The 10,909-nt window shown below is 61.3% G+C and carries 11 protein-coding genes; 7 read left to right on the top strand and 4 right to left on the bottom strand.

Features of this window, described 5'->3' with window-relative positions; all coding sequences use genetic code 11:
* Positions 1–206 precede the first annotated feature (206 nt).
* The gene (gene sstT, locus FIV38_RS27120; RefSeq protein WP_029296617.1) at positions 207–1,430 is read right to left on the bottom strand and encodes a serine/threonine transporter SstT; all 1,224 of its coding nucleotides are present in this window, start codon (positions 1,428–1,430) and stop codon (positions 207–209) included.
* A gap of 211 nt (positions 1,431–1,641) precedes the next feature.
* Here sstT and FIV38_RS27115 point away from each other — a divergent pair, with 211 nt between their 5' ends.
* Entirely contained in the window at positions 1,642–2,796 is a 1,155-nt protein-coding gene (locus tag FIV38_RS27115; RefSeq protein ID WP_029296615.1) for an MFS transporter, read from the top strand.
* On the opposite strand, the gene nhaR is transcribed toward FIV38_RS27115, so the two are convergent.
* Complete coding sequence (gene nhaR / locus FIV38_RS27110) at positions 2,793–3,698, bottom strand: transcriptional activator NhaR (RefSeq protein ID WP_092238922.1); 906 nt, start codon at positions 3,696–3,698, stop codon at positions 2,793–2,795. The two genes, FIV38_RS27115 and nhaR, sit on opposite strands and share 4 nt — an antisense overlap.
* A gap of 134 nt (positions 3,699–3,832) precedes the next feature.
* Between nhaR and FIV38_RS27105 the strand changes: the two genes are divergently transcribed.
* The 4 genes from FIV38_RS27105 (at position 3,833) to mnmH (ending at position 7,094) form a co-directional block, all read left to right on the top strand.
* On the top strand, positions 3,833–4,084 hold the full coding sequence (locus FIV38_RS27105; RefSeq protein WP_029296611.1) for a hypothetical protein: 252 nt from the start codon (positions 3,833–3,835) through the stop codon (positions 4,082–4,084).
* Between the two features lie 28 nt (positions 4,085–4,112).
* Positions 4,113–4,862 (top strand): TerC family protein, encoded by a 750-nt coding sequence (locus FIV38_RS27100; protein ID WP_029296609.1) that lies wholly within the window; start codon positions 4,113–4,115, stop codon positions 4,860–4,862.
* 94 nt (positions 4,863–4,956) lie between these two features.
* On the top strand, positions 4,957–5,991 hold the full coding sequence (gene selD / locus FIV38_RS27095; RefSeq protein ID WP_092238924.1) for a selenide, water dikinase SelD: 1,035 nt from the start codon (positions 4,957–4,959) through the stop codon (positions 5,989–5,991).
* A complete protein-coding gene (gene mnmH / locus FIV38_RS27090; protein ID WP_092238926.1) occupies positions 5,991–7,094 on the top strand; it encodes a tRNA 2-selenouridine(34) synthase MnmH in 1,104 nt (367 codons plus the stop codon). Before selD ends, mnmH begins: the two co-directional genes overlap by 1 nt.
* A 73-nt stretch (positions 7,095–7,167) precedes the next feature.
* On the opposite strand, the gene FIV38_RS27085 is transcribed toward mnmH, so the two are convergent.
* Both FIV38_RS27085 and FIV38_RS27080 read right to left on the bottom strand, forming a co-directional pair.
* A complete protein-coding gene (locus FIV38_RS27085; RefSeq protein WP_092238928.1) occupies positions 7,168–8,223 on the bottom strand; it encodes a permease in 1,056 nt (351 codons plus the stop codon).
* A 114-nt stretch (positions 8,224–8,337) separates the two neighbouring features.
* Positions 8,338–9,039: a hypothetical protein gene (locus FIV38_RS27080; RefSeq protein WP_029296600.1), complete on the bottom strand. Its 702-nt coding sequence runs from the start codon at positions 9,037–9,039 to the stop codon at positions 8,338–8,340.
* 250 nt (positions 9,040–9,289) lie between these two features.
* On the opposite strand from FIV38_RS27080, the gene FIV38_RS27075 reads away from it, so the two are divergent.
* Positions 9,290–9,988, top strand: coding sequence for a glutathione S-transferase N-terminal domain-containing protein (locus FIV38_RS27075; protein WP_029296598.1), 699 nt, complete (start codon positions 9,290–9,292; stop codon positions 9,986–9,988).
* Between the two features lie 3 nt (positions 9,989–9,991).
* Positions 9,992–10,834: a PhzF family phenazine biosynthesis protein gene (locus FIV38_RS27070; protein ID WP_092238932.1), complete on the top strand. Its 843-nt coding sequence runs from the start codon at positions 9,992–9,994 to the stop codon at positions 10,832–10,834.
* Positions 10,835–10,909: the final 75 nt, after the last annotated feature.

The raw sequence follows: 10,909 nt of genomic DNA, 5'->3' as shown, positions 1-10,909 counted from the left end.
AGCCTAGGCGAGGTGCCGAGTGGTGGGGCAAGAGCGTTTTGCTTACTTTTGCGCTGTTCAAAAGTGAGCCGCCGTAAGGGCGGAACCCATACCCGCCGCGACCGCGGCAACGGATATGTACACATACTCAGAAGAGCGAGTTGTGTAGATACTCATGGCTATCGCAGGCAAGCCAGCTCCCACACAAGCCAGCTCCCCCTGTTGTATCAGGCCGGGTTCTTGTCTTCTTGGCCCAGGCACGCCGCGGCAGTGAACAACACGTCGGTAGACGAGTTGAGCGCTGTTTCCGCCGAATCCTGCAGCACCCCGATAATGAAGCCCACGGCCACCACTTGCATGGCGATTTCACTCGGAATCCCGAACAGGCTGCACGCCAGCGGAATCAGCAACAACGACCCCCCAGCCACACCCGACGCGCCACAAGCGCAGATCGCGGCAACCACACTCAACAACACCGCGGTCGGCAGGTCGACGGCGATGCCCAGGGTATGCACGGCAGCCAGGGTCAGCACGGTGATGGTGATGGCGGCGCCGGCCATGTTGATGGTCGCCCCCAGTGGGATCGAAACCGAATAGGTGTCTTCGTGCAGGCCCAGACGCTCGCTCAATGCCAGGTTGACCGGGATGTTGGCCGCCGAACTGCGGGTAAAAAAGGCGGTGATCCCGCTCTCACGCAGGCACAGCAGCACCAGCGGGTAGGGGTTACGGCGCAGTTTCCAGAACACGATCGCCGGGTTGATCACCAGTGCCACGAACAACATGCAGCCGATCAGCACCAGCAACAGGTGCGCATAGCCCAACAGCGCATCGAAACCAGAGGCCGCCAGGGTCGAGGCCACGAGACCGAAGATACCCAGCGGCGCGAAACGAATCACCACGCGCACGATCAGCGTGACGCCGTTGGACAGGTCGTCCAGGACGGTGCGCGTGGTTTCACCGGCATGGCGGATTGCGATGCCCATACCGATGGCCCAGGCCAGGATGCCGATGAAGTTCGCATTCATCAGGGCGCTGACGGGGTTGTCCACCACACTGAGCAGCAGGCTCTGCATCACTTCGCCGATCCCGCCCGGGGCGCTGATGGCGACATCATGGGTGGAAAGCACCAGGCTTGAGGGGAACAGGGTGCTAGCAATCACTGCCACAACCGCCGCAGAAAAGGTGCCCAGCAGATACAGAAACAGGATCGGCCGGATATGGGTTTCCTGGCCATGCTTGTGGTTGGCGATCGAGGCCATCACCAGCACAAACACCAGGATCGGCGCGACGGCCTTGAGCGCCGAGACAAATACCTTGCCGATAAACGCGGTGGACAGGGCTGCACTGGGCGACAGCAGGGCCAGCAGGATGCCTGCGACCAGGCCAATGACAATTTGGGTCACCAGGCTGACGCGCAGCAGGCGTTGAAACAGCGAAGGGGCAGCAGTCATAAAGAGTTGTCTCTAGTTTTTTTAATGTGTGCAGCACTGTGCAAGGCGCGAAGTCTAACATGCCGTAGGACACATCCCATTTGCTGCGGCATTCAGTCGCCAAAGCCGTGCGTGGTCCGGTTACATTCTGTTAACCTTGGCCATCCTCTTCTTACCTCTCTGTCAGCGGGCCCTTGGGCCGACGCTGGCGTCGCCGTTTCTGGAGTTGTGCATGTTGTTGCCCATCCTGCTGCTGTCCGCAGCCGGTTTTACGGTGTTGACCACCGAATTTGTCATCGTGGGCCTGTTGCCCTCCATCGCCCGTGACCTGGATGTGAGCGTGTCCCAGGCTGGCTTGCTGGTGACGCTGTTTGCCTTCACCGTGGCGGCGTTCGGGCCGTTTCTTACCGCGTATTTCGCACGCTTCGAGCGCAAGCGCCTGTTTATCAGCATCCTGTTGATGTTCGGCGCGGCCAATACCCTGGCGGCCCTGGCGCCGAATATCTGGGTGATGGCCGTGGCAAGGCTGATTCCGGCGCTGGGGCTGCCGGTGTTCTGGGCCCTGGCCAGTGAAACCGCCGTGGATATTGTCGGGCCGGACTACGCCGGCCGGGCGATTGCCAAGATCGGCTTTGGCATCGTCTGCGCGACGGTCTTCGGGATTCCGGTGGGCACCTTGATCTCTGACATGTTCGGCTGGCGCACCGCCTTTGGCATCCTGGCCGGGGTGGCGCTACTCAAGGCACTGCTGCTGTTGATTTACCTGCCGGCGACCACGGTGAAAAAGGAAACCGTGACGTTGCGCTCGCAGTTCAAGATCCTGCGCAACCCCTTGATGCAGGGTCACGTGTTGCTGTCGATCCTGGTATTTAGCGGCATGTTCACCGCCTATACCTACCTGGCAGACATTCTTGAGCGTCTGGCCGGCTTCGATGGCACGCTGGTGGGCTGGTGCCTGATGGGCTTTGGTGCCGTGGGCCTGATCGGCAATTCGTTGGGCGGGCGCATGGTCGACAAGCACCCGCTGATCGCCTCGATGGTGTTCTGTGGCTTTATGATCGCGGGCATGGTGGCGCTGGTGCCGGCGATCCACTCCACCCTCGGCCTGGCCGCGGCCATGGGCATCTGGGGCGTGACCCAGGCGGCGCTGTTTTTGGTCAGCCATGTGCGGCTGATGAAGGCCGCGCCCCATGCGCCGGCATTCGCCGCGTCGCTGAACATTGCCGGGGCTAACCTGGGCATTGGCCTGGGGGCGATGGTCGGCGGGCATGTGATCGACACCCTCGGCCTGGGCAGCCTGGGGTTCGCGGCGTCGGGCTTTATCCTGCTGTCGATTCTCCTGGCCCTGTGGCTGATGACCGCCAAGACCCGGGTCGCCTGCGCCTAGGTCGGCAACGCGGTAAACAGTTCGCGGCGGGCGCCTTCGGTAATCGCAACGATACCGGGGTGCTTGACCTTGCGCTCCACCGAAATCACATAGAACGACTCGGTGACTGCATCTGTCTGGCCCACCAGTGCCACGCCGTACTGGCGTAGCACTTCCTCGGCAATCACGCTGGGGGCGATGAAAATCCCGCTGCCAGATTGGCCAAACGCCTGCATCAAGGCACTGTCGTCGAACTCGCCGATGATCTTCGGCTGGATCTTTTGCTCGGCAAACCAGCGCTGCAAACGGCTGCGCACGACGGTTTCCGCGCCGGGAATCAACAGCGGCGCGCCGTGCAGGCACTGTGGGAAATCACCGGGGTGCTGGTCAGCCAATGCCTGGGTGGCGAAAAAACTGATGCCGCATTCCCCCAGTTTCTGGCTGTAGCCCTTGATGTCGAGGTGGCTGGGCATGGGGCTGTCGGAAATCACCAGGTCCAGGCGCTGGATCGCCAGGTCGGCCAACAGCCGCTCCAGTTTGTCTTCACGGCAGGTAATACGCAGCGGCTCGTTCAGCTCCATGGTCGGCGCGATCAGCCGATAGACAATGGACTTGGGCACCACATCCGCCACGCCGACGCGAAACACGATCTGCTGTTCATTGGGCTGGGCGCGCAACATCGCTTCCAGTTCATTGCCGGTCTGGAACATCTGCTCGGCATAGGGCAGGGCCTGGCGCCCGGCCTCGGTCAGTTCCAACTGGCGCCCCACCCGTTGAAACAGGGCAATGCCGAATGTCTGTTCGAGCAGGCTGATTTGCCCACTGATGGTTTGCGGGGTGAGGTTCAGTTGCTCACAGGCGCGCACGATGCTGCCTGTCTTGGCCACCACCCAGAAGTAATGCAGTTGTCGGTAATTGAGCATGGCGGCCGTCAGTTCGTAAAAACCGAAGTATACGCGAGAAAAATACGAATTTTACTGAAGTGTTCACCTGCATAGAATGCGTCGCTATCGCGGGGCCACTACTTGGACCCAATGGTTCTAACGAGGAATACATCATGAAACTCAATTCTCTCGGCGCAGCTTCGTTGCTTGCGCTTTCATTGGTGATGATCAGCGGCTGCGATCAGGTCGAGAAAAGTGCGCAGCAGGTCCTGGGCAAAGCCACCGAATCGGCCAAGCAAGCGATCGATGACACCCACAAGGCCGCCGAGCAGGCATTGAGTGAAGCGACGCAAGGCCTGATCAGTCCAGAAAAAAAGGACGATCAGCCCGAGCAAGAGTCTGAATCGAACACCAAAGAAACCTAATTTCCCAGCACAACGTCAGGACTGACCTATGGAATACCTTTTACAACTGGCCGCCAGCCCCACCGCCTGGGTAGCCCTGGCGACCCTGATCGTCATGGAAATCGTGCTGGGCATCGACAACCTGATCTTCATCTCGATCCTCACCAACAAACTGCCGGAACAACACCGGGCCAAGGCACGACGCATCGGCATCAGCATGGCGCTGATCCTGCGCCTGGGCCTGTTGAGCACCATCGCGTTTATCGTGCAACTGACGGCGCCGGTGTTTGAAGTGTTCGGCCAGGCGTTTTCGTGGAAGGACATGATCCTGATCGCCGGTGGCCTGTTCCTGGTGTGGAAGGCGACGACCGAGATCCACCACAGCATGGACCCGGAGCCCGAAGAGAAGGCAAGCGTGGGCAATACTGTGGCTATCGGCTTTGCTGCGGCCATCGGGCAGATCCTGCTGCTCGACCTGGTGTTCTCCATCGACAGCATCATCACCGCCGTCGGCATGACCGAGCATTTGCCGATCATGATCATTGCCGTGGTGACCTCGGTGATCGTGATGCTGGTTGCGGCTGAACCCCTGGCCAAGTTCATCAACGACAACCCGACCGTGGTGATGCTGGCCCTGGGCTTCTTGATCATGATCGGTATGACCTTGATCGCCGAAGGTTTCGGTGCCCATGTGCCTAAAGGCTACGTGTACGCGGCCATGGCGTTCTCGGCTGCCATCGAGTGCTTGAACATCGCGCGGCGCAATCGCCACAAGCGTTTGCTCGCTGCCCGCCAGTAACCGCTCAAACCCAGAAGCCGGCTGTGCTCCCAAGAGCCCAGCCGGCTTTTTGCTGTCTGTTAGACTTCGCGCACTTGATAGTTTGAGGTCCACCATGAACGAGCCGATTCGCCTGACCCAGTACAGCCACGGTGCCGGTTGCGGCTGCAAGATTTCGCCGCAGGTGCTGGAAGTGATCCTCGCCGGCAGCGGCGCGCAGAACCTCGACCCCAACCTTTGGGTGGGCAATGCCTCGCGTGACGACGCCGCGGTGTACGCGATCGACGACGAGCGCGGCGTGGTTTCCACCACTGACTTTTTCATGCCTATCGTCGACGATCCCTTCGATTTCGGGCGCATTGCTGCCACCAACGCCATCAGCGATATCTACGCCATGGGTGGCGACCCGTTGATGGCCATTGCCATTCTTGGTTGGCCGGTCAATGTACTGGCCCCGGAAATCGCCCGGGAAGTGATCCGCGGTGGCCGCTCGGTGTGCGACGCGGCCGGCATTCCCCTGGCCGGTGGCCATTCCATCGACGCCCCGGAGCCGATCTTCGGCCTGGCCGTCACCGGTCTGGTGCACAAGCGCCATATGAAGCGCAACGACACCGCCACCGCTGGCTGCCGCTTGTACCTGACCAAACCCCTGGGTATCGGCATCCTCACCACCGCCGAGAAGAAGGGCAAATTGCGCGAAGCCGATATCGGGCTGGCGCGGGACTGGATGTGCACCCTCAACAAACCCGGCAGTCGCTTTGGCAAACTGGCCGGGGTCAGCGCCATGACTGACGTGACCGGTTTCGGCCTGCTCGGGCACCTGGTGGAAATGGCCGACGGCAGCGGTTTGACTGCCCTGATCGACTACGAAAAAGTCCCACGCCTGCCGGGGGTCGAGTACTACCTAGACCAGGGCTGCGTGCCGGGCGGTACGTTGCGCAACTTCGACAGCTATTCGGGCCAGTTGGGCCGTATCAATGAGTTGCACAAGCGTGTGTTGTGCGACCCGCAGACCAGTGGCGGGCTGCTGGTGGCTGTCACGCCAGAGGGCGAAGCCGAGTTTCTTGCGGCAGCGGTCGAACTGGGCTTGAACCTGGCGCCCATTGGCCAGTTGGTCGAGCGACAGAGCAACGCGGTAGAGGTGTCTTGATGCCCAGCGACATCACCGATTACCGCGAGATCTTTCTCAACGACCGTCCGATGATGGATACCCGCGCGCCGGTCGAATTCGTCAAGGGTGCGTTCCCCGGGGTGGTCAATCTACCGTTGATGAACGATGACGAACGCCAGCGGGTGGGCACTTGCTATAAGCAGCAGGGGCAACAGGCGGCGATTGTACTGGGCCATCAGTTGGTGTCCGGGGCGACAAAGGCTGAACGTGTCGAGCAGTGGGCACAGTTCGCGCGTGCCCATCCTGAGGGCTACCTGTATTGCTTTCGCGGCGGCTTGCGCTCGCAGATTGTCCAGCAATGGCTACGCGAGGCGGGTATCGACTATCCGCGGGTCGGTGGTGGCTACAAGGCTATGCGCAGCTTTTTGCTCGATACGGTCGAGCGCGCTACCCGCGAGTGCGACTTCGTCCTGCTGGGCGGCATGACCGGCACTGGGAAAACCGAAGTCCTCGGCCAGTTGCGCAATGCGCTGGATCTGGAAGGGCACGCCAATCACCGGGGTTCCAGCTTCGGCAAGCGCGCTACCGCACAGCCCTCCAACATCGATTTCGAGAACCGCCTGGGGGTTGATCTGCTGAAAAAACGCGACCAGGGTATCGAGCAATTCGTGGTCGAGGATGAAAGCCGCATGATTGGCAGTTGTGCGCTGCCCCTGGCCTTGCACAAAGGCATGCAGGCATTCCCGATGGTGTGGTTGGAAGATAGCCTGGCGGGGCGGGTCGAGCGAATCCTGGGCGATTATGTGGTGGACCTGTGCGCCGAGTTTGTCAGCGTGTTTGGTGAGTCGGGCCAGCAGGTGTTTGCGCAGCGCCTGACCGAGAGCCTGGGCAATATCCACAAGCGCCTGGGGGGCGAACGGTTCCAGCGGTTGCAGGGCATCCTGCAGCAGGCCCTGGAAGAACAGGCCCGCAGCGGCTCGGTGGATCTGCATCGTGAGTGGATCGAAGGGTTGCTGCGCGAATATTACGACCCGATGTATGCCTTCCAGCGTGAGAAGAAGGGCGCCCGCATCGAATTCGCCGGGGAGCAGGGGGCAGTGCTGGAGTATTTGCGCGAGCGCGGTGCCCGGCGCGGGTGCTGACGACTGTCCCCGTGGCGAGCCCGCTCGCCACAGTAGCCCTTTCAGCAGCATACCTATGCGGCGATGCCCAACCCTACAGCACGACCACCGCCACCAACCCACACACCACACCCATCAACATGGTCAGCCCGGCCACTGTCACCAGCACCCGTGTATCGAAATCCTTGCGCAGCATCAACAGCGACGGCAGGCTCACGCTCGGCAGGGTCATCAACAGGGCCACCGCTGGCCCGGTCCCCAGGCCCAAGGCCATCATGGTCTGCACAATCGGGATTTCCGCCGCGGTGGGAATCACAAACAGGGTGCCGACAATCGCCAGGGGCACCAGCCAAACCAGGCTGTCGGCCATCGCCCCGTCCACATGGGGGAACAGCCATACCCGTGCCGCGCCCAGCAGCAACACCGCCAGGATGTACACCGGGATGGTGCTCCAGAACAACTGCCACAAGGTGCGCAGCCAGCGCGTGAGGAAGGGCTGGCTGTCGGCGCCGCTGACGTTGGCCACGGCCTCCAGCGCCACTTCCGGCACCTGCTCCGGGCGTGCGATGCGTTGGGCGATCAGCGCCACACCGATCACCAACACGATCCCGGCCACCAGCCGCAGTGCGGCAAAGTCCCAGCCCAGGACAAAGCCCATGAACACCAGGGTCGCCGGGTTGAGTACCGGGTTGCCCATCCAGAACGCCAGGGCGGCGCCCACCGACACTTGCTGACGACGCATCCCCGCCGCCACGGGGGCGGCGCAGCAACTGCACATCATGCCCGGGAGGGCGAACAACCCTCCGCGTACCGTGGAACCAAGCCCGGCGCGCCCGAACAGGCGTAACAGCCAGTCCCGTGGAATCAACACTTGCAGCAACGATCCGAGAATCACCGCCAGCACGGCGGCTTTCCAGATTGCCAGGAAATACACCTGGGCATAGGCCAGGGCCGCCGCCAATGGCGAGCCTTGCTGATCGTTGAGGATCGAGTTGCCGATGCTGTGGCTGTCTGCCGCAACGAACGCCTTGAAGTAGTAGGGCGACCACTTCACGTAATACAGGCCGACGCAGGCGACCAACAGGAACAGCGCCGGCTTCCACCAGAAGGACCAGCCGCGTATAGGGCTGGCAGAGGTGAGGTTAGACATGGTCAGGATCCGCAGATAAGTCGATAGCGACGCATCATACGCGGTCCCGCCCCCAGTAGGAGCCGGCTTGCCGGCGATAGCGGTGTGTCACGCGGGACGCAGTCGCCGGTAAGGTCAGCTGTCAGCGTTTACGTGCGTCGCATCCGGGCAGGTCTGCAAGCCGTTATCCAGCCCTTGCTTGTAGTTACGGCTGAGCAGGCTGGCCTTGCCGTTCTGCCAGGTCAGGGTCAACACGTACAGGGTGTCGAAGTCGCCGCCGGACCAGTCTTCGGTGATGGTGTACTTCTCGCCGACCGCTTCGCTCGCCACCTTGTTGATCAGCTCCGGCAGGTAACCGTGGGACCAGGCGGTGTAGATGGTGGAGTTGTGGTACTTGTCCTCCATCAGCTCGTCCGCCAGGTCGCTGGTATCGTTGGCCGAAAACTCGATGTTCACCGGCAACCCAAGTTTGATCGCGCTGGGGCTGATGGTCATCAATGGTCGGATGTAGCTGTAGGAATTATCGAATTCGCCTTCCTCGACATTGCGCGTCGGGTTGGCCGCGAATACGAAATCGGCGGCGCCGAATTTTTCCGGCAGGACGGTGGCCAGGTTCATCGCGCGGTTGAGGCCCTGGCAATTGAGTTGGCCCAGGCCGCCAGCGGGTTTTTCGCCATGGCGCAGGAACACCAGGGTCTGTACGCCGTTCTTCGGCTCGGCACTGCTCTCGCGGGCTTCGAAGGCCAGCATCAAGGCGCCGCCTACGAAGAACATCGGTAACACGTAATAAGCATATTGTTTAAAACGTTTGCCAAGGCACAAAGGCTTGATTTTCATTAGTTTTCGAGTCTTCAGTGCTTCGGATCAAGACCGCAAGGCCCAGCCACAGCGACGCTCCAAGCATCGTGCGGTTTTCATGAGTGTGGCGGTATGCCTCCATTCAACCGTTCAAGCGCTTTTAAGAGTGCGCCATAGCGTTTTGGTTCGCTGGGACCTGAGATTAGCGAGCCGATGTTGCGGATTGAAGACCAATGCAGCCTGGCCGCTAGATCGCTATCATGGGTTTTTCTCAGCTTGGGGTATATCGATGATTTCACTCGCTGCGTTTCCGATTATTACCAAATGGCCAGCCCAGCATCCCGAGCGCCTGCAGTTGTACTCGCTGCCCACCCCCAATGGCGTCAAGGTTTCGATCATGCTCGAAGAGCTGGGCCTGGCGTATGAGGCGCATAAAGTCAGCTTCGACACCCAGGACCAGTTCTCGCCCGAGTTCCTGTCGTTAAACCCCAACAACAAAATCCCGGCGATCATCGACCCGAACGGCCCGGGCGGTGAACCGCTGGCGTTGTTCGAGTCGGGGGCGATCCTGATCTACCTGGCGGAGAAAACCGCGCAACTGCTGCCCCAGGCGCCCGCCGCGCGCTACGAAACCCTGCAATGGCTGATGTTCCAGATGGCCGGGATCGGGCCGATGTTCGGCCAGGTGGGGTTCTTTAATAAATTTGCCGGCAAGGCCTACGAAGACAAGCGCCCCCGCGACCGCTATGCGGCTGAAGCCCGGCGCCTGTTGGAGGTTTTGGAAAAACGCCTGCTGGGCCGTAGTTGGATCATGGGCGATGAGTACACCATCGCCGATATCGCGACCTTCCCCTGGATCCGCAACCTGATCGGTTTTTATGAGTCAGGCGATCTGGTGGGCATCAGCGATTTCCCCAATGTACTGCGCGCGCTGGACGGCTTTGTTGCCCGACCGGCGGTGATTCGTGGCCTGAATATTCCGAGCTGACCCATGCCGACCTTCGATTTCAAGCAACTTGATGTATTCAGCAGCGTGGCCCTCAAGGGCAACCCACTGGCCGTGGTGCTGGGCGCCGATTGCCTGAGCGACCAGCAGATGGCGGACTTCGCCCAGTGGACCAACCTCAGCGAGACCACGTTCCTGCTGCAACCGCGCGACCCACGCGCTGACTACCGGGTGCGTATTTTTACGACCACGCAGGAATTGCCCTTCGCCGGCCATCCGACCCTGGGCAGTTGCCATGCGTGGCTGCAAGCCGGTGGCGTGCCCCGGGGCAGCGAGATCATCCAGGAGTGCGAGATCGGCCTGGTGCGCATCCGTCGCCAAGGCCAGGAACTGGCGTTCATCGCACCACCCTTGCTGCGCTCAGGGTCGCTGGATGCCGAGCTGTTGGAGCGTGTGCGCGTGGCCCTCAACCTTGAACCCGAGGCGATTGTACGCAGCCAATGGGTCGATAACGGTGCCGGCTGGTTGGCGCTGATGTTGGCGGACCGGCAGGCGGTGCTGGACCTGCAGCCGGACTATTCGAAGCTGCTCGGGTTGGCAGTGGGCGTGGTTGCCCCGTGCGATCCGAGCCGCGACGATGTGGATGCGCAGTTTGAAGTGCGCGGGTTTATTGCCGGCGACGGGGCGCCTGAGGACCCGGCCACCGGCAGCCTGAATGCCGGCGTGGCCCAATGGCTGTTGGGTGAAGGCTTGGCCCCCAGCCAGTACGTGGTCAGCCAGGGCACGGCCATGGGCCGCGCCGGGCGTATTCGGGTGCAGCAACAAGGGGATGAGATCTGGATTGGCGGCGCCGTCTCGGTGTGTATCGAAGGCAGCCTGAGCCTTTAACGGTTATGGGCCGCCAGCTTGATCCCAAAGCCGAAAGCATATTGTTACGGGAATGGCAAAACACCGTTATGGCCA

This window comes from Pseudomonas proteolytica (genome assembly GCF_007858275.1).
Classification (GTDB): Bacteria; Pseudomonadota; Gammaproteobacteria; order Pseudomonadales; family Pseudomonadaceae; genus Aquipseudomonas; species Aquipseudomonas proteolytica.
This window is presented reverse-complemented; position numbering and strand designations above follow the sequence as displayed.

Bases quoted from the DNA above. Each gene is read 5' to 3' on its own strand.
- sstT (WP_029296617.1), bottom strand. From the start codon at position 1,430: ATGACTGCTGCCCCTTCGCTGTTTCAACGCCTGCTGCGCGTCAGCCTG.
- FIV38_RS27115 (WP_029296615.1), top strand. From the start codon at position 1,642: ATGTTGTTGCCCATCCTGCTGCTGTCCGCAGCCGGTTTTACGGTGTTG.
- nhaR (WP_092238922.1), bottom strand. From the start codon at position 3,698: ATGCTCAATTACCGACAACTGCATTACTTCTGGGTGGTGGCCAAGACA.
- FIV38_RS27105 (WP_029296611.1), top strand. From the start codon at position 3,833: ATGAAACTCAATTCTCTCGGCGCAGCTTCGTTGCTTGCGCTTTCATTG.
- FIV38_RS27100 (WP_029296609.1), top strand. From the start codon at position 4,113: ATGGAATACCTTTTACAACTGGCCGCCAGCCCCACCGCCTGGGTAGCC.
- selD (WP_092238924.1), top strand. From the start codon at position 4,957: ATGAACGAGCCGATTCGCCTGACCCAGTACAGCCACGGTGCCGGTTGC.
- mnmH (WP_092238926.1), top strand. From the start codon at position 5,991: ATGCCCAGCGACATCACCGATTACCGCGAGATCTTTCTCAACGACCGT.
- FIV38_RS27085 (WP_092238928.1), bottom strand. From the start codon at position 8,223: ATGTCTAACCTCACCTCTGCCAGCCCTATACGCGGCTGGTCCTTCTGG.
- FIV38_RS27080 (WP_029296600.1), bottom strand. From the start codon at position 9,039: ATGAAAATCAAGCCTTTGTGCCTTGGCAAACGTTTTAAACAATATGCT.
- FIV38_RS27075 (WP_029296598.1), top strand. From the start codon at position 9,290: ATGATTTCACTCGCTGCGTTTCCGATTATTACCAAATGGCCAGCCCAG.
- FIV38_RS27070 (WP_092238932.1), top strand. From the start codon at position 9,992: ATGCCGACCTTCGATTTCAAGCAACTTGATGTATTCAGCAGCGTGGCC.